The organism is Paucibacter sp. JuS9 (assembly GCF_044043925.2).
Classification (GTDB): Bacteria; Pseudomonadota; Gammaproteobacteria; order Burkholderiales; family Burkholderiaceae_C; genus JAUASW01.
The window spans coordinates 3,272,547-3,292,895 of sequence record NZ_CP194172.1; the positions used below are offsets into that span (position 1 = coordinate 3,272,547).

Genomic DNA, 20,349 nt, shown 5'->3' on the forward strand with positions numbered 1-20,349 from the left:
GACTCCTTTTGATAGATTCGTCGCCTGCTTGATTCATTTAAATGGGGACATAGTCATGTTCCGCGGCTGGAATCCGTCTTGCGGCCCGCGGGGCGCCCTCTTTTGCGCGGCTGTAAAGGGCGCTCGGTGTCCTGCGCCAGACCCAGCAGAAAGCCGGCCGAGCCGAGCGGCCAGCCTTTCTGGGCGGCTTCGGTCAGCACCCGCCACTCGGCAGCGCTGCAGCCCTGCTCCAGCCAGGCCTTCCAGCCCAGCTCCCGTTCAAACGGCGTGTTGCCGGTAGCCCAGAACAAGGCATGGTCAAAGACGAGCGGGTCGCGGCGCTGGCCCAGGTGGTGGGCGGCGCTGGACCATCGGTACTCGCCCGGCTGCGCAGCCAACTGGCTGCGCAGCGGGTTGAGCTCCACATAGCGCATGCACGCCAGCAGGTAGGCGCCTGCTTCGATGGGCGCGGCGCGGAAGCGGCCATCCCAGAGCGTGCCGCTGCGCGAATGTCGCTTGTTGAAGGCAGCAACATAGCGCCGGCCGAGCGACTGCATCATCCCGCTCAAGCCTTCCGCCGTCTCAGGCGTCGCCAGCAGGTGCAGGTGGTTGTCCATCAGCACATAGGCATGGATGGCCACCTTGTGCGTTGCAGCGCATTCACGCAGCTCGTCCAGCAAGCGCTGGCGGTCGTGGTCGTCGGTGACGATGGCCTGACGATTCAGGCCGCGCTGTATCAGGTGATGGGGCTGGCCGGGAACGGCAAGCCGGGGCAATCGGGCCATGTGGGGAACCGGACAGTTGAGTCTGTCCCCATTATTGCGCGAGCTAGGCCGGGAACAACTGCTGCCCGGTCAGACGCTGATGCTCACGCAGCGCGTAGCGGTCGGTCATGCCGGCGATGTAGTCGGCCACGGCGCGCGGAATGTCGTCTGCACTGGCGAACTCCTCGGGCAATTGGGCCGGATCTTCAAAGTAGATGCGAAACAGATCGCGCAGTACGGCCTCGGCCTTCATGCGCGTCTCAGCCACCTGGCGATGGCGGTAGAGATTGGCAAACAGGAAGCGCTTGAGCTCGGTGCTGGCCGCACGCATGTCGGCGCTGAAGCGCAGCAGCGGCGGGCCGGCGCGGGCGGCATCGGCGTCAGGCGGCGCGGCCTCCTGCAAAAGGGCGCGGCTGGCATCGATGATGTCGTAGACCTGGGCCGAGAGCATGCGGCGGATGGTTTCAGCGAGCAGGCGCTTGGCGCTCAGCTGGGGGTACTCGGCCAAGGCCTCGCGCAGGTAGCGCTGCACCAGCGGCACTGCTTCCAGCTGTTCCAGCGTGACCAGGCCGGAGCGCACGCCGTCGTCAACGTCATGGGCGTTGTAGGCGACCTCATCCGCCAGATTGCACAACTGTGCTTCGAGACTGGGCTGCGTGCCATTCAGGAATCGGGCGGCCACGCCGCCAGGCTCAAGAGCTTCCAGCGCCTGCGCGTTGCGCCGCGAGCAATGCTTCAGGATGCCCTCGCGCGATTCGAACGTGAGGTTGAGCCCATCGAAGGCCGGGTAGCGCTGCTCCAGTTGATCAACCACACGCAGGCTCTGCAGGTTGTGCTCGAAGCCGCCAAAGTCCTTCATGCAATCATCCAGCACGTCCTGGCCGGCGTGGCCGAAAGGCGTGTGGCCGAGGTCGTGCGCCAGAGCCACCGTCTCGACCAGGTCTTCATCCAGCCCCAGGCTGCGAGCGATGGAGCGGCCCAGCTGAGCGACCTCCAGCGAATGCGTCAGGCGCGTGCGGAACAGGTCGCCTTCATGGTTCAGAAAGACTTGCGTCTTGTAGACCAGGCGACGGAAGGCCGTGCTGTGCACGATGCGATCGCGGTCGCGCTGGAACTCGCTGCGCGTGGGCGCGGCCGGCTCGGGGTAGCGGCGGCCCTTGCTCTGGTGGGGGTGGCAAGCGTAGGCAGCGCGCATCGTGGTGTTCTTCGGTTCGGTTCAGGCGGTGCAGTGGTCCAGCACTTCGGCCACCAGCGCATCGGGCGCACTGTGCATGCCGGCCCGGCCCATGGCCTCGATCAGCACGAAGCGGATCTCGCCGCCTTCGGCCTTCTTGTCGACCCGCATCAGCTCAAGATAGCGTTCGGTACCGAGTTTGGGTCCGACGACCGGCAGGCCCGCTCGCTCGATCAGGCGGCGCATGCGCGCTGCAAACTCGGCCGGCATCAGCCCCAGGCGCACCGACAGCTCAGCAGCCATCACCATGCCGCAGCCGACCGCCTCGCCGTGCAGCCATTCGCCATAGCCCATGCCGGTTTCAATCGCATGGCCGAAGGTGTGGCCGAAATTGAGGATGGCGCGGATGCCGCTTTCTCGCTCGTCCTGGCCCACGACCCAGGCCTTGATCTCGCAGCTGCGTTGCACGGCATACGCCAGGGCCGCTTTGTCTCGCGCGAGCAAGGCATTGAGATTGGCTTCGATCCAGTCGAGGAAGGCAGCATCGGCGATGGGGCCGTACTTGATCACCTCGGCCAGGCCGGCCGACAACTCGCGCGGCGGCAGCGTGTCCAGGGTGTCCAGATCAGCGATCACCCGCTGCGGCTGGTAGAACGCGCCCACCATGTTCTTGCCCAGCGGGTGGTTGATCGCGGTCTTGCCGCCCACCGAAGAATCGACCTGCGAGAGCAGCGTGGTGGGCACCTGCACGAAAGGCACGCCGCGCATATAGATGGCTGCGGCAAAGCCGGTCATGTCGCCGATCACACCGCCGCCCAAGGCCACCAGCACCGTCTTGCGGTCGCTGGCGGTGGAAAGCAATTTGTCGATGATCGCGTTCAGCGAGGCCCAGTCCTTGTGCTGCTCGCCGTCGGGCAGCACGACGGTCTCGATGCGTGCGTAATGCCTGCCGAGCTGCGCCCTCACCCGCTCCAGATACAGCGGCGCGACGGTCTCGTTGCTGACGATCAATGCGGATGCCGCCTTGGGCAGGCCTTGCCAGCTGCTGGCTGCGTCAAGCAGGCCGGGGGCGATCAGGATGTCGTAGCTGCGCTCATCCAGCGCGATGGGAACGGTGATGACGGGCAACGGCGAAGCACTCATGCCCGCAAGTGTACGGGCCGCCCCTGCTCGAACTCGCCGCCAGGCCGCAGCGAATCGTCGTGAAACGCTCAGTGAGGCTCTGCGCCGACCGAAGCCTTCACCCGCATCGGGCTGACCAGGCCGGCCAGCTCCAATTGCATCAGGACCATATTGACCAGACCCTGCACCGAGGGACGGCCGGTCTCGAGCACGAAATGGGCGGTGCGGCGGTACAGCGGGTCGCGCACGGCAAAGAGCTCGCGCAGCTTGGCCATCGGGTCCTTGACCTGCAGGAGCGGGCGCTGGGTGTCGTGACGCAGGCGTCGGAACAGTTCCTCCGGCGTCGAGCGCAGGTAGAGCACGGTTGAGCGCTCATGCAGGCAGTCGCGGTTCTCCTCGCGCAGCACCGCGCCACCACCGGTGGCCAGCACCATGTCTGAATCAGCAGCGAGCAGGCCGGCAATCACTTCGCTCTCGATCAAGCGAAAAGCTTCTTCGCCCTCTCGGGCGAAGAAGCTCTTGATGGCGCAGCCGATGCGCTTCTCGATCTCGGTGTCCGAGTCGACAAAAGGCACGTCAAGCTGACGTGCCAGTTGTCGCCCGACCGTGGACTTGCCACCGCCGGGCATGCCGACGAGGGCGACTCTCAGGGGGTGCACGCAGCAAGGCTGTAGCGATAGCGCTGATCTGCAGTCCACTTGGACTGGTCGCTTGGGTCAGTCGCCGTCTTGGGGGTAGCCGTATCGGCGTCCCACAGCTTTTGAAGTGCATCCTTCACAGCCTGCCCGTAATCAAGCTTCGAGATGAAGATCGACACAGAGGTGGTCAAACCACTGGGTGATTTGACATTCATGGTGACCGTGCCTTCACTGGTCTTGTCGTCGAACTTGTAGCTGAAGGTCACGCCGCCGACCGACAGCGAATTCGCAACCGGGGAGCCGCCGAGCAGCGTCGCAGACAAGCCATCCGTCGTGACGAAGGCAACCACCGTCCCGGCAGCCATCGGGTTGCGGGCCACGTCATTCGCATCGGCCAGTGTCAGTGTGATCGTGCTTGCGGTGCCCATGCCGTACAGCTGAGTACCGTGAACAACCCGGTAGTTCAAGCGCTGCTCAACGTCATCCACATAGTGCGTCGTCAGTGTCACGGGCGCTGCGCAAGAGCCTGCCGCACCAACTGCGTTCGGATGCCAAGTCGTTCCCCAAAGCGGACGCGAGGCCGAAGTGGACAGCACGGTTTGCACGGCCCTGCGCACATAGGCGCGGCCCCACTGCTGACTGCAGGTGTTGGGGCGTACTGGCACAGATTCATCCCGCTTGAACAAGGCCGAAGCGCCATCAGAGCAGGCCTTGACATCACCGGTCGCCAGGGAAATGAACTGATCTTCGCTGGCTTGGTAGAAGCCGTCGTACTTGCGATCCAGGAAGAGGTCGCCCAGGTCCTGGAAGTCCTCGCCGGTGTCGTAGACGTTGTTGCCATTGGTGTCCAGGAAGGACTTTTCGCCCAGCGCGTAAGCGACCACGGTGAGGCGACCATCGGCAGGCACGGGCGCCGAAGACACGAAGTTGGCGGTCGCCGTGGCAATGCCATTGCTGTTGAGCGAGGTCTGCCTGATCGCCTGGATCTGGCCGCCTTCCGAGACGAAATTGATCGCAGTGCCATCCGGCACCGGATTGCCCAGTCGATCCGAGGCAATGACGGTGTAGGTGTTGGGCGCGCCCTGGATGTTGAAGCCCTCGATGTTCAGCGTTGCAGGCGACATCGAGAAGTTCAGCTGCGAAGGCAAACCAACGGCAATGGCCAGGGAGCTCGAAACCGTGGAGATGTTGCTGCCTTGCAGCGTCGCCTTGATTCGCACAGGCGTCGGCACCGTACCCGAGTTGATGCGAACGATCACATTGCCGTTGCTGTCGGTCACCTTGGTCACCGCACCCGTCTGGTCATCCAGACGCAGGTCACCGACCAGCACGCTGGGCTCCAGCACCACCGTTCTGCCCGGCAAGCCGTTGCTGTTGGCGTCCTTCACCTGGAAGGTCACGTTGGAGCTCTCGACCAGGCCGGAACCGCGCAAATAGATATTTGTAGGCGAAGCCGAAACGAAGCCGATGCTGGCTGCGGACGGCGAGCTCACCGGCAGGGCCAGGGTCTGGGTCAGGCTGGTGCCGTTGACCGACACCTGGAGGTTTTCAGCAGCCGCCAATGCACCGCAGCCACCGTCACGGAAAGTGAAGGTTGCGCGCCCGGTGCTCGTGGTCTGGGTCGTCGGCGTCAAGGTGCCCTTGCCGGCGGTCGTGCAGGAAGAGGTCACTGACAAGGTCACCGGCGCAGTGGCCGAAGTACCTGCCAAGGTCACTGTGAGGTTGGCCTGGCCATAGGCCGAGAGATTCGCAACATCGGAGGTGAAGGAGGAGATCGTGACGTTGGTCGCCGTCAACTGGAAGCCCGCCGATGCGCTATAGGGCTTGTCCAGATAGGTAACTGCGGCCCTGACCGTGTCTGCACCGGTGGATGTCGCGTTGGCAGGCGACATGACCGTGGTGGCAACACCCGCTGCGTCGGTCAGCGCAGACGCCGCGCTGAAGCTACCAAGGCCGCCATCGGTCGAGAACTTGACGATCAGGCCAGCCAAGGGCGTGCCGGCCTTGTTGGTGACCGTGGCCGTGACCGTCGCAGGCGCGCCGGCTGTGACGGTGGTCGAGGACAGGCTAACGGCAACAGCAGCCGTATCGGTTGATGGCGTGCCAGAGTTGCCACCACCACCCACCACCGGCGTACCCGCCGAGCCACCGCCGCCGCCGCAGGCGACCAGGGCCGCACTGAGGGCCACGCCTGCGAGGCCATTCAGCACACGCTTTCCGAGGCCAACAAGTTTCATCATTTCCTCAATCTCCATCTGGGCCGGCAGCGGTCAAGCGCCAGCAGCTCCCTCATGCATTCACCGTCCGAGCCGCGCTGACGTCACAACCGTCACTTGACGACCGTGCGCTCGCTGACAACCTTGGGCGTCAGGAAGATCAGCAATTCGGTCTTGCTGGAAATCCGGGCCTTGTTCTTGAACAGATTGCCCAGGAACGGAATATCGCCCAGCAGCGGCACCTTGCTCTCATCAACTCGCTCATCTTGCGTAAAGATGCCGCCGATCACGACTGTGCCGCCGTTCTCGACCAGCACCTGCGTCTGCACATGCTTGTTGTTGATGGCATAGCCCTGCGGCGTCAGCGTGCCGCGGCTGTCCTTGTTGACGTCCACCGTCATGATCACATTGCCCTCGGGCGTGATCTGCGGCGTGACTTCAAGCTTGAGCACCGCCTTCTTGAACGCGATCGAGGTCGCACCGCTGGCCGTGGCCACCTGGTAGGGCAGTTCTTCACCCTGCTCGATCAGGGCCTTGACCTGGTCGGCGGTGATGACGCGCGGGCTCGAAACGATCTTGCCCTTGCCATCGGCTTCCAGTGCGGAGAGCTCCAGGTTCAGGAAGCGGTTGGCCGTGGCGCTGAACAGCGACAGCGCGAAGTTCACCGGGCTGGCGCCAGCAAAGGCGTCTGAGGAAACGTTGGCAGGCAGGTTGACGAACTGGCTGTTGGCGTAGTTCTGCGCCGGGCCCTGGCCCGTCTGCGAGCCCACGGCGTTGTAGTTGCCCCCGACGGTCAGGTAGTTGTTGCCAGCAAGGTTGTAGCCTGGAATGCCACCTTGAACGCCACGCAGATCCTGGCTGCCCAGCTTGACGCCCAGCGCGCGGCCGAACTTGTCGTCCGCCTCGACGATGCGTGCCTCGATCAGCACTTGCCGCACCGGAATATCGATCTTGGCGATCATGGCCTGGATCTCTTCCAGCTTGGACGGAATATCGCTGACGAAGAGCTGGTTGGTCCGGCTCTCGGAGATGACACTGCCACGCGGCGAAAGAATCCGGGTGCTGGTGGCGCCGCCACCGCCGCCGCTGCCGCCGCTGGTGGTCGTGCCCGCCAGCCCCTTGGCCACTTCGTCGGCCTTGGTGTAGTTGAGCTGGAAGGCCTGGGTACGGACGGGCTCCAGGTTGGCGATCTGGGCCTTGGCCTCGAGCTCCATCTTCTCCTTGGCCGCCAGCTCGTCCTTGGGCGCGATCAGCAGCACATTGCCGGTCTTGCGCAGGCCCAGGTTCTTGGCCTGCATGATGATGTCCAGCGCCTGGTCCCAAGGCACGTCCTTGAGGCGCAGCGTGACGTTGCCGGTCACGGTGTCGCTGGTCACCACGTTGAAGTTGGTGAAGTCAGCGATGACCTGCAGCAGTGCACGGACTTCGATGTTCTGGAAATTCAGCGAGAGCTTGTCGCCCGCGAAGCCGGGGCCGGCCACCAGCTTGTTCGGATCGACCTTCTGCGGCCGCACCTCGAGCACGAACTGGTTGTCGGTCTGGTAGGCGCTGTGCTCCCAGGCGCCGCGCGGCTCGACCAGCATGCGCACACGGTCGCCGTTCTGGTTGACCGAGATCGACTGCACCGGCGTGCCGAAATCGGTCACGTCCAGGCGACGACGCAGGGCTTCCGGCAACGTCGAGCGCAGGAATTCAACCACCAGGGACTGGCCTTGCTGCTGAATGTCCACGCCGACCTGATTGCTCGGCAAGTTGACGATCACTCGGCCGGTGCCGTCCTGGCCGCGGCGGAAGTCGATGTCCTTGATCGCCTGCGGGCTGCTGTTGAGCGGCTGCGCAAAGTGAACTGGCTCGCTGGTAGTGGCCGCGGCGGTGGCCGGGCTACCGCTGTCCAGCACCAGGACCAGGGCGTTGTCCTGCAGCTGCGCCCGATAGCTGGCTGCCTGACGCAGGTTCAGCACCAGGCGGGTCCGCTCGCCGGCCTGCGCCACATTGATCGAACGCAGATTGCCCTGATTCACCTCGACGAGCGAGCGGCCGAGGTCATTGCTGACGCCAGGCAGGTCGATCGCTATGCGCGGCGGTGTCTGCACCGTGAAGCCGCGTGGCAACTCGGTCAGCGGCTGTGCCAACTCGATGCGCACGACCTCCGAACCGGCTTGCTGCACGCTGTTGATCGATTTGATGCTGTTCTGCGCCCAGGCCTGAAGCGGCAGCAGCATGCACGTGGAAAGAGCCAAGGCCCATGCGCGCCAACGATTCATCCTCGAGATCTCCTGAGTGATTTTTCTCATCGTCCCTTCTCCTGAAGCTGGAGGGTCGTGATGCGCTCAACCTGATCGCCGGTCGCGTCCTGGACGAGTTCCCGCAAGGTAATGGCGGTCTCGCTGATTTGCTTGACGAGACCGAAGTTCTGACCGAGATAGTCGCCGGTCTTGACCTGGTAGAGCAGGTTGTCGACCTTGACCAGTGCGTAGCGGCGTTCCTGACGTGTCAGGCTGCCCACCATGCTCATGCTGTCCAGCGGATAGGCCTCCAGCGGCTCGCGCCGCCGATTCAGCTCGGCCGCCAGCAGCGAGTTGGGCTGGCTGGCTTCCTGCTTCACCGCCACGCTCAGCTTCTGGGCACTGAAGGGCTCAACGCCGGCCATGGCCTCATAGGGCTGTGGCTGGAATTTCTTCGGGGGCACCAGCGGCGGCACATTGGCGCGTGCCCGGTCAGCCTCGGACTTCATCCAGCCCTGCAATTCATCCAGATCTGCGGAGCAGCCAGCCAAAACCAGGCCCAGCGCCAGCACTGCGATTCTTGATGCGTGCATCGTCATCATTGCAGGCCTCATTTCTTTGCCGCCTTGGCCGCGGCCTTCTTTTGCTCGGCCACTTCATTCGAATCCAGGTAGCGATAGGTGCGGGCCGTGGCTTCCATGCTGAGGTTGCCGCTCTGGTCCTTGGCGGGTGCAACCACCGCCAGGTTGTGCAGGGTCACGATGCGGGAGAGATTGGCGACGTCGGCCGCAAAGGAGCCGATGTCGTGATAGCGACCCGACACCCGCAAGCTGATCGGCTTCTCGGCGTAGTAGTCCTTCATCACTTCCTGGCCCGGCCGGAACAGCTCGAAATTCAGGCCGCGGCCCAGGCCCGCCTGATTGATGTCCGACAGCAGCGCGTCCATCTCAGCCTTGTTCGGCAACTGCTTTTCAAGCTGCAGCACGTATTCCTCGACCTGGCTCTTTTGCTTGCGCAATTCGGGCAGGTTGACGGCCTGGGCCAGCTTGCCCTGGTACTGCTCGCGCAGCTTGGGTTCTTCGGCACGCACGTTGTCGAGCGCCGTCTGCGCGTCTGACAGGGCGAGCACCCAGCCTGCGCCGCAAACCACCGCCACCACAGCCACGAAGGCCGAGAGCTTGGGCAGGAAGGGCCATTGACCAGGCTCGTTGGGGTTGAGGCCGCGGAACTGGTCCGCAACGCTTTCACCCCAGGCGTTCAGGTCGAAATTGAGCTTCTTGGAATTGTTTGCCATGTGCTCAAGCCTTGTTCGGCGCTGCCTTCTTGGCGCCGGCCGGTGCTTCGACCTGCGGCGCCTTGATCGACACCTTCATCTGGAATTCAAACAGGCGCCGCTGATCACGCGAGCTGGTGATCAGGTTGGCCTGCTTGATCTCGACCAGATCGGCCTTCTCCAGCCATTCAGAGCCACCCCCTGCGTTGCGCAGGAACTCGGAAACACGCTCCTGTGTCTGAGCGATGCCGGTGACGGCGACCACCTTGTCGGTCTGGCGGATGCTGGTGAGGTAGATGCCCTCGGGCGTGAAGCGGGCCAGCTCATTCAGCAGGTAGACCGGCGTGTTGCGGTCGGTCTGCAGGCCTTCGACGGCCTTCTGGCGCGCTTGCAGGGCCTCGATCTCGGCCTTCAAGTTGGCGATGTCCTTGATCTGCAGGTCCAGCCGGGCGATCTCGGCAGACAGGTAATCATTGCGGCGCTGCTGTTCGCTGGCGAGATGCTGCAAGAGCAGATAAACAAAGCCGACGATCAGCAGGCCCAGCACGGCAGAGGCGCCGATGCCGGCAAAGAAGGCCGTCTTGCGACGCTTGCGCTTCTCTTCCCGGTACGGCAGCAGGTTGATCAGGATCACGAGTAGAACCTCCGCATCGCCAGGCCGCAGGCGGTCAGATAGGACGGTGCCTCGCGGCGCAGCTTGGGTTCACGCACCGCAGAACCCAGGCCCATGTTCTCGAACGGATTCACGATCATGCAGGCAAAGCCGGTCAATTCGGTGACCCGTTCCTTCAGGCCCGGCACGGTTGCCGTACCGCCGGCCAGCATCACATAGTGCACCTTGTGATGCGGCGTGCTGGTGAAGAAATACTGCAGCGCCCGGCCGATTTCCTGCGACAGACTGTCCACGAAGGGGTTCAGCACCGCCACTTCGTAGTCGTCGGGCAGGTCGTTGGCGAGCTTCTTGGATTCAGCTTCCTCGAAGGAGAAGCCGTATTGACGCGAGATCAGCTGGGTGAGCTGCGAGCCCCCGAAGGCCTGGTCTCGGTCGTAAAGCATTTCGTCGTCGCGCAGCACCTTGAGGCTGGTGGTGTCGGCGCCGATCTCGAACAGCGCCACCAGCGCGTCGCGGCCTTCGTTGGGCAGGGTGGCGATCAGGCGACCCATGGCCATGCGCGAGGCATGCGATTCAATGTCAAGGACAACCGGCTTGAGACCGGCCGCTTCGGCCAGACCCTGGCGGTCTTGCACTCTGTCCTTGCGCGATGCAGCGATCAGCACTTCAACGTCGCCGACCGATGTCGGGCTGGGGCCGATCACGCAGAAGTCGAGGCTGACTTCGTCGAGCGAGAAAGGAATGTATTGGTTGGCTTCGGCCTCGACCTGGAGCTCCATCTCCTCGTCGCGCAGTCCGGCCGGCAGCATGATCTTCTTGGTGATCACGGCCGACTGGGGCATGGCCAGCACCGCATCGCGGGTGCGGCTGCCACTGCGGGCAACCACCCGGCGCACAGCGTCGGCCACTTCATCGAATTTCTCGATCTGGCCGTCGGTGATCCAGCCTTTTTCGAACGGCTCGGACGCAAAACGCTCCAGCACCATTTCGCCGCTGGCGCTTTGGCTCAACTCCACCAGCTTGACGCTGGACGAGCTGATATCCAGGCCGATCATGGGCGGGTGCTTGCGCCCCAGCAGTACATCCAATATTCCCATGACGCGTATCCCCAAACGCGCAAACTTGCGCCGGACTTATTAATAAGTTACTTGAATGCTAGCAGCAAAGCCTATGACACATCAAAGAAAACCGGTCACAGCAAGTAACGCCCCGTTGCTAAACATACACGTCTGCTCTGCAGATAAAGAGCTGAAAAACACCAGCCAATGGGTCTTGTCAAGCCTTGCCGTGAAGCATCTCACGGCCGCGAATCGAATGTTGCAGCCCTTCTTATAATTGCGCCAGTCAAATCGGAGCCTCATGAGCGAAGCCAAGTCCAGCGAATCCGCGTCACGCGACGGCGCCCGCCGCAAACATTGGGCTGTACGGGCAGCGTTCTGGCTGCTGGGCCTGGGAGCCGCCGCAGGTCTGGCTGGCCTGCTGATCCTGGGCATGGTGCTGGCCCTGGCCTCCCCCAATCTGCCGGATATCTCGGGCCTGACCGATTACCGGCCCAAGCTGCCGCTGCGCGTGCTGTCGGCCGAAGGCGTATTGCTGGCCGAATTTGGCGAGGAGCGCCGCAATTACCTGCCGATCCGCGAAATTCCCAAGGTGATGCAGGAAGCGGTGCTCGCGATCGAGGATGCGCGCTTCTACCAGCACGGCGGCGTCGACTACCTGGGCGTGATCCGCGCCGGCCTGGCCAATGTGGGCGAGGCCCGCAGCCAGGGCGCATCGACGATCACGATGCAGGTTGCGCGCAATTTCTATCTCTCCACCGAGAAAACCCTGACACGCAAGGTCTACGAAATATTGTTGGCCTTGAAGATCGAGAACGCCCTGAGCAAGGAGCAGATTCTCGAGATTTACATGAATCAGATTTTCCTGGGGCACCGGGCTTACGGCTTTGCTGCTGCCAGCGAGGTTTATTTCGGCAAGCCGCTGAAACAGGTGACGGTAGCCGAAGCCGCCATGCTGGCCGGCCTGCCCAAGGCGCCCTCGGCCTACAACCCGATCAACAACCCGCGCCGGGCCACGGTGCGCCAGCGCTACATCATCGACCGCATGCTGGAGAACGGCTACATCACGGCCGAGCAGCACGCCAGCGCCAAGGCCCAGGTCCTGCGCTACCGGCAGCTCAGTGAAGCCCCTTCCAATGCGCAGTACGTGGCCGAGGCGGCGCGCCAGCTGATCCACGGCCAGTATGGCGACGAGACCTACACCCGCGGCCTCAACGTCTACCTGACGCTGCGCGCGGATGAACAGACCGTCGCCTACAAGGCGCTGCGCCGCGGCATCATGGATTTCGAGCGCCGCCAGGTCTACCGCGGGCCCGAGGCCTACGTGGACCTGCCGGCCGAACAGAAGGACCTCGACGCACGCATCGCGGAGGCGCTGTCCGACCATCCGGACAACGACGACCTGCAGGCCGCCGTGGTGCTCGAGGCCGACCCGAAGAAGGTCACGGCAGCGCTGCTCAATGGCGAGACCATCACCATCGTCGGCGAGGGCCTGAAGCCAGCCACCTCCGGCCTGTCCGAGAAGGGCAACCCGAAGACACGCATCCGCCGCGGTGCGGTGATCCGGGTGATCAAGGCCGTCGTCAAGGGCAAGGATGAATGGACCGTCACCCAGCTGCCCGAGGTGGAAGGCGCTTTTGTCGCCATGGACCCGCGCAACGGCAAGCTGCGCGCCATGGTCGGTGGCTTCGACTTCAACAAGAACAAGTTCAACCACGTGACTCAGGCCTGGCGCCAGCCGGGTTCCAGCTTCAAGCCCTTCATCTACTCAGCCGCACTTGAGAAGGGCTTCACGCCCAGCACCGTGGTGAACGACGCGCCGCTGTTCTTCGATGCCACGACGACCGGCAGCCAACCCTGGGAACCGAAGAACTACGATGGCACCTTCGACGGCCCCCTGCCCTTGCGCCGGGCGCTCGCCAAATCCAAGAACATGGTGTCCATCCGGGTGCTGCAGTCGATCGGCGTCGACTATGCGCAGCAATGGATCACGCGTTTCGGCTTCGATGCCGACAAGCATCCGGCCTACCTGACCATGGCGCTGGGCGCCGGTTCGGTCACGCCGATGCAGATGACGCAGGGCTACGCCGTGTTCGCCAATGGCGGCCACCTGGTGACGCCGCAGCTGATCAGCAAGCTGACCGACAACAAGGGCAAGCTGCTCTACCAGGCGCCCGAGCCAGTAGTCAACGAAGGCAACCGCGTCATCGACGAGCGCAATGCCTTCATGATGACCAGCCTCTTGCAGGAGGTCACACGCAGCGGCACCGCTGCCAAGGCCCATGCCACCCTGAAGCGCCCGGACATCTACGGCAAGACCGGCACCACGAACGATTCGATGGACGCCTGGTTTGCCGGCTACCAGGAAGAAGTGGTGGCTGTGGTCTGGATTGGCTATGACCAGCCACGCAAGCTCGGCGACCGGGAAACTGGCGGCGGCCTCTCGTTGCCGGTCTGGATCGAGTACATGGGCTTCGCCCTGCGCAACACGGCGGTCTCTGAACCCTCGGCACCCGAAGGCATCGTGAACCTCAACGGCGAGTGGTATTTCGACGAGTTCACCGGCCACACCGGCGTGAAGGCGTTGACGCCGGCAGAAGATTCGAAGCTGCCTCAGCCCGCCACCGAGGCCGAGAAAAAGAGCATCCTCGACCTGTTCAAGCGATGAGGTTCAGGCGCTGGTGAACTGCAGCGCCTGACCCGCCTGGGCGCTGACATGCTCAGACAGCAGGGCATGGAACTCGCGGCCTTCGCGCTCGAGCCAGCGCCCATCCACGTAGCGGAAATGGAAGCCGCCTCCCCGCGCAGCCAGCCAGACTTCCTGCAGCGGCGGTTGCGTGTTCAAGACAATCTTGCTGCCGCCCGGCAGGCTCAGCTCCATCAAGCCGCCGGTGCGGTGGGTGTCGATATCGACCACATCGGCATCGAGCCAGCCATCAATCGTCGCCTCGACCCGGTCCAGCAAGGCGCGCGTCTTGGTCTGGTAGTCGATATCGCTGAGGGGCGTGGCGGCGAGGGAGGCGGTCATGACCGATAAACTTCCGGGGATGAATGAAACATTGAAGCACTTGCGCTCGAAGGGAAGTGTAGGCCGTGCCTGCAGCACCGCAGCCTTGACCCTGTTGCTGGCGTTGGCTGGCTGTGGCCAGAAGGGCCCCCTGTACCTGCCCAGCGATCAACCAGCCAAGGCGGCGACGGCTGCCAGCCGGGCTTCGGCACCTGCGACACCAGCACCAGGGCGCTAGATCCGGCCCTCTTGTACAGCGTGGCAGGCCACGCGTACACCCTTGAGCTCCAGCATCTGCGGGCGCTCGGTCTGGCAACGCACATTGGCGTGCGGGCAGCGAGGGTGGAAGCTGCAGCCGCTCGGCGGGTTCAGCGGATTGGGCACCTCGCCCTGCACCGGCGTGCGGCTGCGGCCGCTCATGCCGATGTCCGGAATCGCATCCAGCAGCATGCGCGTGTAGGGGTGGCGCGGGCGCGCGAACAGCTCGGCCTTGTCAGCCAGCTCGACCAGCCGGCCCAGATACATGACGCCCACCTGGTCCGACACATGCCGCACCACCGCCAGGTTGTGCGAGATGAACAGATACGTCAGAGCGCGGCTGCGCTGCAGGTCCTTCATGATGTTCAGCACCTGGGCCTGCACCGACACATCGAGGGCCGAAGTCGGCTCATCGCAGACCAGGAACTCCGGCTCCGTGGCGAGCGCTCGCGCGATCGAGATGCGCTGGCGCTGACCGCCGGAGAACTGGTGCGGGAACTTCAGCCGGTCTGCCGCCGACAGCCCGACCGTGTGCAGGAGCTCGTCGACCCGGTCTTGCAAGGCCTGGCCCCGTTTGAGCAAACCGTGTTCGAGCAGCGGCTCGGCCACGATCTGCTGCACCTGCCAACGCGGATTCAAGGACGCATACGGATCCTGGAAGATCATCTGCATGCGCCGGCGCAAGGCCTGCGCACCGCTGGAGGCGAGCGTCTTGCCAAGGTCGGCGCCGTCGAAGCTGACGCTGCCGCGGCTCGGCCCGTACAGCCCGACCAGCAGACGCGCCACCGTGCTCTTGCCACAGCCCGACTCGCCCACCAACGCCAAGGTGCGACCGCGCTCGATTGAAAAACTGAGCCCGTCCACCGCATGAACGAACTGATGCGGCTTGCGCTCCAGCACCCGGTTCAGCCAGGGCGGCGAGACATCAAAGGTCTTGGCCAGGTCCTGCACCTCGATCAGCGGCTGGCTCATCGGTGGCCCTCCCCTTCGGCATGCAGCCAGCAAGCGGCCTGGCTGGAAGCCACCTGCATCAGTTCGGGGCGCTCTTCGTGGCAGCGCGGCAGCACGCGCTCGCAGCGCGGATTGAAGGCGCAGCCCGTGGGAATCGCATTGAGACGGGGCATCGAGCCATCGATCTGCAAAAGGCGCTCGCGGTCACTGTCCATCGCCGGAATCGCACCCATCAGGCCCGCCGTGTAGGGATGGGCCGGGCGATGGATGACCTCCTGCACCGGCCCGATCTCGGCGACCCGGCCGGCATACATCACCGCCACGCGGTCGCAGGTTTCGGCGATCACGCCCATGTCGTGCGTGACCAGCATCACCGCCGCGCCCTGCTCCTTGCAGAGCGACTTCAAGAGGCCAATGATCTGCGCCTGGATGGACACATCGAGCGCCGTGGTCGGCTCGTCTGCCACGATCAGCTTGGGCTTGGCCGCCAGGGCCAGGGCGATCACTACCCGCTGCCGCATGCCGCCCGAGAACTGGTGCGGATACTGGTCGATGCGGGCGTCGGGCGCGGGAATGCCGGTCTGGCGCAGCAGCTCGATGGCGCGCGCGCGGGCTTCGCGCCGGCCCAGCGGCAGGTGGGCCTCGATGGTCTCGATCAATTGCTGACCCACGGTAAAGAGCGGGTTCAGCGAAGTGAGCGGGTCCTGAAAGATGGCGCCGATTTCGCGGCCACGCACGCGGCGCATCTGCTCGTGCGGCAGATTGTCGATGCGGCGGCCAGCCAGGCGGATCTCGCCACCGGCAATGTGCCCGGGCGGATCGAGCAGGCCGATGATGGCCGCGCCGGTCACCGACTTGCCGGCGCCGGATTCACCCACCACACCGAGAATCTCGCCCGGTGCGATGTCGAAGGACACGTTGTCCAGGGCCAGCAAGCTGCCATGTCGGGTGGGGAACTCGACTCGCAGATTCCGGACTTCAAGAAGCGGTGCGCTCATGCGTTTTCCATCCTCAACGCAGGCGCGGGTTCAAGGCGTCACGCAGCCAGTCTCCCAGCAGGTTCACCGACAGCGCTATCAGCACCAGCATGACGCCGGGCCAGATCATGATCCACCACTCACCTGAGTACATGAAGTCGTTGCCGACGCGGATCAGCGTGCCCAGCGAAGGGCTCGTCGGCGGCACGCCGACGCCAAGGAAGGACAGCGTGGCTTCGGTGATGATGGCCGCTGCCACCTGGATCGTGGCCAGCACCAGCACCGGCCCCAGCACATTGGGCAAGACATGGCGGCGCATGATGCGCCAGGACGAGACGCCGATCACGCGGGCCGCCTGCACGTACTCCTTGTTGCGCTCCACCATGGTCGAGCCACGCACCGTGCGGGCGTACTGCACCCAGCCGGTCAAGGCGATTGCCAGTGTCAGGACACCGAAGGCCAGCCCGCCCTGGGCGTTCGGGAACAGCGCGTGGCCGACACCACTGATCAGCAGGGCCACGAGGATGGAGGGGAAGGACAGCATCACATCGCAGACGCGCATGATCAGCGCATCGACTCGCCCGCCGACAAAACCCGCGAGCAAGCCCATGGACACGCCAAACACCAGCGACAGCATCACCGAAGCCAGCCCGACAAAGAGCGAGATGCGGGCGCCGTACATCAGGGCCGAAAGAATATCGCGCCCCTGGTCGTCGGTGCCGAGCAGGTACTTGATCGCGCCGCCTTCCATCCAGACCGGTGGCAGCCGCGCATCCATCAACTCCAGCGTGGCCAGGTCGAAGGGGTTGTGAGGCGCGACGAACTCGGCGAACACCGCGCAGAAGAAGCAGACCAGCGCAATGGCTGCCGCCACGATGGCCATCGGCGAACGGCGGAACGAATACCAGACGTCGCCGGCAAAGAAGCGCCGCAGGCGGCCTGGGCTTGAAGAGGGCATGCTTGGCATCAAAGTCCGATCAATGGGCCTTGCCTTCGACGCGCAAGCGAGGATCAACGGTGAAATACAGCAGGTCCACCGCCAGATTGATCGTCACGAAGATGAAGGAGATCAGGCAGAGGTAGGCCGCCATCACGGGAATGTCAGCGAACTGCACCGCCTGGATGAAGAGCAGGCCCATGCCCGGCCACTGGAAAACCGTCTCGGTGATGATGGCGAAGGCGATCAGTGAGCCGAGTTGCAGGCCCGTGATCGTGATCACCGGCACCAGGGTGTTCTTCAACGCGTGGCCGAAATAGACCGCCCGGTCGCTCAGGCCGCGGGCGCGGGCAAAGCGGATGTAGTCGGTGCGCAGCACCTCCAACATCTCGGCCCGCACCAGCCGCATGATCAGGGTCAGCTGGAATACCGACAGCGCGAAGGCCGGCAACAGCAGGTGCTTCAGGCCATCGGCCGTCAGCAAGCCCGTGGTCCACGCGCCCAGCGCGACCACCTCGCCACGGCCAAAGCTGGGCAGCCATTGCAGCTGCACCGCGAACACGAGGATCAGGAGATTGCCGATGAAGAAGGTGGGCAGCGACACGCCCAGCAGCGAGAGCATCATCAGGAGCTGCGAGGCGAATCTTCCACGCCGCAGCGCCGCGTAGACACCCAGTGGAATGCCCAGCCCCAAGGCCAGCAGCGCAGCACTGAGCGCCAGCTCCAGGGTAGCCGGCAGACGCTCGGCAATCAGGCTCGACACCGTGCGGCCCTGACGCAGGCTGAGGCCGAACTCGCCTTGCACCGCATTGCCGACGAAGTGAGCAAACTGCACCGGGAAGGGCGCGTCCAGGCCCAGGTCGCGACGCAGTTGCTCGCGCTGCTCGGGCGTCGCGTCCTGGCCTAACAGATTGGTGACGGGGTCACCGACATACTGGAACAGCATGAAGGCCAGAAAGGCCACCGTCAGCATGACGATCAGCGCCTGAGCAAGCCGGCGGAGGATGAAGACAAGCATGTGGTCGCGTTCAGCCCTTGTATCAATGGCGGCGACCCATCAATCTCACCGCTGCGCGAATCATCGCGTAGCAGCACGGTGAGGACAAAAGGGTAAGTCCTGATGATGCCGGGGCGACCGCCCTCGCCAGCTCAGAACACCAGGCTGCCAGGCAAAGTCTGGCGGTCGGGATCCAGGAACAGCAGCCGGCCATAGCAGGCCTCGGCCTGACTCTGGCTGTTGTCCGCGTCGGTCATCAAGGCGAGTTGCACCAGCGTCCCCGGCTCTTCGCCAAAGGCCTGGCGGAAATCTGCCGCGATATTGCGTCTGAACCGCTGCCAGCCCGGCAGGGGCTGCGCTCCGGAGCCCACGACGATCTTGCGGATGCGGTCGGTATGCGTACTGACGATCACGGTTTCGGGTGGCGCCGTGGGATGCCAGATGTACATCAGTGTCGCATAGGGTGGCGCTTCGCCCGTCATGGTGCGAGCCAGCTCGAACACCATGCGATTGCGCAGGGACAGGCGGGCGTCGTCACCGGTGAACGCCAGCACCAGGCGCGCTGGCGCATCGTCCGGCGTCTCTTCCAGATCAGTCTGCGGCAGGCCGGCTATCGCAGCGATCCACCAATCGAATTCGACCTGCCCGAGCTGCGCTGGCGTCACTTGCACTGAACGTCGCAGCAGGCTGGCCGAGCGTCGGGCCTGAGCCAGCACACAGGACTTGCCAGCGCGACGCGCCAGGCTGTATTGCGTGCCCTGTTTGCCCGGCAACATCCGCTCCGACCAGGCCTGCAGCTCCGGTGCCAGCGGAGGCGCGACAACGACAGCAGGCTCGCGGCTCGCACAGGCGCCCAACACCAGCGGCATGAGAAGCGCCCACGGGCGCATTGCGAATCGCTCAGAACTGCCCACGACAACCTCACCGACAAACGGAAACGGGCCGCTTGCGCGGCCCGTTCATTCATCCAACCCGCAAGGGGAGGATGGAATCACGATCAGAAGCGGTGACGCACGCCGACCATGTAGCCGGTACGGGTGTTTGCACCGTTGGAGATCACGACGTTGCCCTTGGTACGCAGGTTGTCGAATTCGACATAAGCGTCCGTGCGCTTGGACAGCGCGTAGTCAGCCACCACAGCGAAAGCATCCAGCACGCCGGTGCCGCGGCCCGGGACCAGACCGACTTGCTTGCCCTTCCAGACTTGCGCGCCCAGGTTGAACTGAGGCGTCAGTTGGTAGGTGATACCTGCCGAGAACAGATCACGCACCTGAGCAGCGGCATCGGTCGCGACCGTGGCAGCCGAGGCCGGGTTGCGCGAAATGATGGCCGTGTTGATCGAGCCCAGCAGCGTGACATTGCCAGCCAAGCTGTAGCCAGTTTCGAACTTGTTCTGCGCCCAGGCCATGTTCACGTACAGCGGACCGTCGGTCCAGCTGGCGCCCATCGTTTGAGCGGTGACCTTCTTGCCGCCTTGGTCTTCGCTTTGCAGCCAGACATAGGCACCAGCGAAGCTGCCAGCAGCGTAGCGAACCAACGCGCCGATCGACTTGCCTTGGCCAATGTCGCCCGAGTTTTCACCGGCGCTGACTTGCGCTTCAAAACGCAGGCCGCCCGATTCAACCAGGTACTTGACCATGTTGTTCTGACGTGCGGTCAGAGCCATGCCGATTTCCGGCTTGAACACTTCGATGTACGGCGAGTACTTGAACGAAGCGAAGGTCGAGGTGGCAGCGTCGAACAGCAGGTTGTACTGACGACCCAGCGTGATGCGGCCGAAGCTGTTGGACTGCAGGCCCACCCATGCTTGACGCCAGAAATCACCGGCAGCAGAGGTACCGGAGTCCAGCAACAGGCGGTGTTCGATATTGGCAATGGCCTTCAGGCCGTCGCCCATGTCTTCCGTCACGGCCACAGACAGACGGCTTTGCGACATGCCGCCGCCAACCATTTGCGACAGCGAGGCACTCTTGTTGGTTGCGGGGCCGGAATTGGTGGTGTAGCGAACGGCGCCATCCAGAATGCCGGAAATGACCACGCTGGATTGAGCCCACGCGGCGCTGGTGCTGGCGGCCAGAATGCTTACGGCCAGGCAAAGTTTCTTCATCAAAGTGTCTCCTGCTGAAAAGAGGTCCGAGGCGCATTCTCCACGCCCCACGC

The 20,349-nt window shown here is 64.0% G+C and carries 19 protein-coding genes; 2 read left to right on the forward strand and 17 right to left on the reverse strand.

The annotated features are described in order from the left end of the window. Positions 1 to 53: 53 nt before the first annotated feature. The 10 genes from ABT392_RS14610 to ABT392_RS14655 form a co-directional block, all read right to left on the reverse strand. Complete coding sequence (locus ABT392_RS14610; RefSeq protein ID WP_395385467.1) at positions 54 to 764, reverse strand: transposase; 711 nt, start codon at positions 762 to 764, stop codon at positions 54 to 56. A gap of 43 nt (positions 765 to 807) precedes the next feature. After that, a complete protein-coding gene (locus ABT392_RS14615; protein WP_334278081.1) occupies positions 808 to 1,938 on the reverse strand; it encodes a deoxyguanosinetriphosphate triphosphohydrolase in 1,131 nt (376 codons plus the stop codon). 21 nt (positions 1,939 to 1,959) lie between these two features. Next, positions 1,960 to 3,060 (reverse strand): 3-dehydroquinate synthase, encoded by a 1,101-nt coding sequence (aroB, locus tag ABT392_RS14620; RefSeq protein ID WP_395385466.1) that lies wholly within the window; start codon positions 3,058 to 3,060, stop codon positions 1,960 to 1,962. Between the two features lie 68 nt (positions 3,061 to 3,128). Beyond that, complete coding sequence (locus tag ABT392_RS14625) at positions 3,129 to 3,689, reverse strand: shikimate kinase (protein ID WP_334278457.1); 561 nt, start codon at positions 3,687 to 3,689, stop codon at positions 3,129 to 3,131. Next, positions 3,686 to 5,917 carry a hypothetical protein gene (locus tag ABT392_RS14630; protein WP_395385465.1) on the reverse strand — a complete coding sequence of 744 codons (2,232 nt, stop codon included), beginning with the start codon at positions 5,915 to 5,917 and terminating at the stop codon, positions 3,686 to 3,688. Before ABT392_RS14630 ends, ABT392_RS14625 begins: the two co-directional genes overlap by 4 nt. Before the next feature lie 89 nt (positions 5,918 to 6,006). Continuing rightward, entirely contained in the window at positions 6,007 to 8,157 is a 2,151-nt protein-coding gene (pilQ, locus tag ABT392_RS14635; protein ID WP_334278084.1) for a type IV pilus secretin PilQ, read from the reverse strand. A gap of 26 nt (positions 8,158 to 8,183) precedes the next feature. Next, a complete protein-coding gene (locus ABT392_RS14640; RefSeq protein WP_395385464.1) occupies positions 8,184 to 8,720 on the reverse strand; it encodes a pilus assembly protein PilP in 537 nt (178 codons plus the stop codon). Positions 8,721 to 8,728: 8 nt separating this feature from the next. After that, complete coding sequence (locus ABT392_RS14645) at positions 8,729 to 9,412, reverse strand: type IV pilus inner membrane component PilO (protein ID WP_334278086.1); 684 nt, start codon at positions 9,410 to 9,412, stop codon at positions 8,729 to 8,731. Between the two features lie 4 nt (positions 9,413 to 9,416). Then, the gene (locus ABT392_RS14650; protein ID WP_334278087.1) at positions 9,417 to 10,025 is read right to left on the reverse strand and encodes a PilN domain-containing protein; all 609 of its coding nucleotides are present in this window, start codon (positions 10,023 to 10,025) and stop codon (positions 9,417 to 9,419) included. Beyond that, positions 10,022 to 11,101, reverse strand: a complete 1,080-nt coding sequence (locus tag ABT392_RS14655) for a pilus assembly protein PilM (RefSeq protein WP_334278088.1) — start codon at positions 11,099 to 11,101, stop codon at positions 10,022 to 10,024. The genes ABT392_RS14650 and ABT392_RS14655 overlap by 4 nt, the downstream gene beginning before the upstream one ends. 262 nt (positions 11,102 to 11,363) lie before the next feature. Between ABT392_RS14655 and ABT392_RS14660 the strand changes: the two genes are divergently transcribed. Beyond that, complete coding sequence (locus ABT392_RS14660) at positions 11,364 to 13,730, forward strand: penicillin-binding protein 1A (RefSeq protein ID WP_395385463.1); 2,367 nt, start codon at positions 11,364 to 11,366, stop codon at positions 13,728 to 13,730. A 3-nt stretch (positions 13,731 to 13,733) separates the two neighbouring features. Here ABT392_RS14660 and cyaY read toward each other — a convergent pair whose 3' ends face one another. Continuing rightward, a complete protein-coding gene (cyaY, locus tag ABT392_RS14665; protein WP_334278090.1) occupies positions 13,734 to 14,090 on the reverse strand; it encodes an iron donor protein CyaY in 357 nt (118 codons plus the stop codon). A gap of 19 nt (positions 14,091 to 14,109) precedes the next feature. On the opposite strand from cyaY, the gene lptM reads away from it, so the two are divergent. After that, positions 14,110 to 14,307 carry an LPS translocon maturation chaperone LptM gene (lptM, locus tag ABT392_RS14670; RefSeq protein ID WP_334278458.1) on the forward strand — a complete coding sequence of 66 codons (198 nt, stop codon included), beginning with the start codon at positions 14,110 to 14,112 and terminating at the stop codon, positions 14,305 to 14,307. On the opposite strand, the gene ABT392_RS14675 is transcribed toward lptM, so the two are convergent. The 6 genes from ABT392_RS14675 to ABT392_RS14700 all read right to left on the reverse strand — a co-directional run bounded on the left by ABT392_RS14675 (position 14,304) and on the right by ABT392_RS14700 (position 20,296). After that, positions 14,304 to 15,299, reverse strand: coding sequence for an ABC transporter ATP-binding protein (locus tag ABT392_RS14675; protein ID WP_334278091.1), 996 nt, complete (start codon positions 15,297 to 15,299; stop codon positions 14,304 to 14,306). The two genes, lptM and ABT392_RS14675, sit on opposite strands and share 4 nt — an antisense overlap. Next, entirely contained in the window at positions 15,296 to 16,276 is a 981-nt protein-coding gene (locus ABT392_RS14680; RefSeq protein WP_395385461.1) for an ABC transporter ATP-binding protein, read from the reverse strand. The genes ABT392_RS14675 and ABT392_RS14680 overlap by 4 nt, the downstream gene beginning before the upstream one ends. A gap of 13 nt (positions 16,277 to 16,289) precedes the next feature. Beyond that, complete coding sequence (locus ABT392_RS14685; RefSeq protein ID WP_395385460.1) at positions 16,290 to 17,213, reverse strand: ABC transporter permease; 924 nt, start codon at positions 17,211 to 17,213, stop codon at positions 16,290 to 16,292. 19 nt (positions 17,214 to 17,232) lie between these two features. Further along, positions 17,233 to 18,210, reverse strand: coding sequence for an ABC transporter permease (locus ABT392_RS14690; protein ID WP_395385459.1), 978 nt, complete (start codon positions 18,208 to 18,210; stop codon positions 17,233 to 17,235). A 131-nt stretch (positions 18,211 to 18,341) separates the two neighbouring features. Further along, positions 18,342 to 19,058, reverse strand: a complete 717-nt coding sequence (locus ABT392_RS14695) for a DUF3047 domain-containing protein (RefSeq protein ID WP_395385458.1) — start codon at positions 19,056 to 19,058, stop codon at positions 18,342 to 18,344. A gap of 128 nt (positions 19,059 to 19,186) precedes the next feature. Beyond that, complete coding sequence (locus ABT392_RS14700; protein ID WP_334278096.1) at positions 19,187 to 20,296, reverse strand: porin; 1,110 nt, start codon at positions 20,294 to 20,296, stop codon at positions 19,187 to 19,189. Between the last annotated feature and the right edge of the window lie 53 nt (positions 20,297 to 20,349).

What these genes read in the sequence shown, in the direction of transcription:
- ABT392_RS14610 (WP_395385467.1), bottom strand. Translation starts at nt 764, where the DNA reads ATGGCCCGATTGCCCCGGCTTGCCGTTCCCGGCCAGCCCCATCACCTG.
- ABT392_RS14615 (WP_334278081.1), bottom strand. Translation starts at nt 1,938, where the DNA reads ATGCGCGCTGCCTACGCTTGCCACCCCCACCAGAGCAAGGGCCGCCGC.
- aroB (WP_395385466.1), bottom strand. Translation starts at nt 3,060, where the DNA reads ATGAGTGCTTCGCCGTTGCCCGTCATCACCGTTCCCATCGCGCTGGAT.
- ABT392_RS14630 (WP_395385465.1), bottom strand. Translation starts at nt 5,917, where the DNA reads ATGATGAAACTTGTTGGCCTCGGAAAGCGTGTGCTGAATGGCCTCGCA.
- pilQ (WP_334278084.1), bottom strand. Translation starts at nt 8,157, where the DNA reads ATGAATCGTTGGCGCGCATGGGCCTTGGCTCTTTCCACGTGCATGCTG.
- ABT392_RS14640 (WP_395385464.1), bottom strand. Translation starts at nt 8,720, where the DNA reads ATGATGACGATGCACGCATCAAGAATCGCAGTGCTGGCGCTGGGCCTG.
- ABT392_RS14645 (WP_334278086.1), bottom strand. Translation starts at nt 9,412, where the DNA reads ATGGCAAACAATTCCAAGAAGCTCAATTTCGACCTGAACGCCTGGGGT.
- ABT392_RS14655 (WP_334278088.1), bottom strand. Translation starts at nt 11,101, where the DNA reads ATGGGAATATTGGATGTACTGCTGGGGCGCAAGCACCCGCCCATGATC.
- ABT392_RS14660 (WP_395385463.1), top strand. Translation starts at nt 11,364, where the DNA reads ATGAGCGAAGCCAAGTCCAGCGAATCCGCGTCACGCGACGGCGCCCGC.
- cyaY (WP_334278090.1), bottom strand. Translation starts at nt 14,090, where the DNA reads ATGACCGCCTCCCTCGCCGCCACGCCCCTCAGCGATATCGACTACCAG.
- lptM (WP_334278458.1), top strand. Translation starts at nt 14,110, where the DNA reads ATGAATGAAACATTGAAGCACTTGCGCTCGAAGGGAAGTGTAGGCCGT.
- ABT392_RS14675 (WP_334278091.1), bottom strand. Translation starts at nt 15,299, where the DNA reads ATGAGCCAGCCGCTGATCGAGGTGCAGGACCTGGCCAAGACCTTTGAT.
- ABT392_RS14680 (WP_395385461.1), bottom strand. Translation starts at nt 16,276, where the DNA reads ATGAGCGCACCGCTTCTTGAAGTCCGGAATCTGCGAGTCGAGTTCCCC.
- ABT392_RS14685 (WP_395385460.1), bottom strand. Translation starts at nt 17,213, where the DNA reads ATGCCCTCTTCAAGCCCAGGCCGCCTGCGGCGCTTCTTTGCCGGCGAC.
- ABT392_RS14690 (WP_395385459.1), bottom strand. Translation starts at nt 18,210, where the DNA reads ATGCTTGTCTTCATCCTCCGCCGGCTTGCTCAGGCGCTGATCGTCATG.
- ABT392_RS14695 (WP_395385458.1), bottom strand. Translation starts at nt 19,058, where the DNA reads ATGCCGCTGGTGTTGGGCGCCTGTGCGAGCCGCGAGCCTGCTGTCGTT.
- ABT392_RS14700 (WP_334278096.1), bottom strand. Translation starts at nt 20,296, where the DNA reads ATGAAGAAACTTTGCCTGGCCGTAAGCATTCTGGCCGCCAGCACCAGC.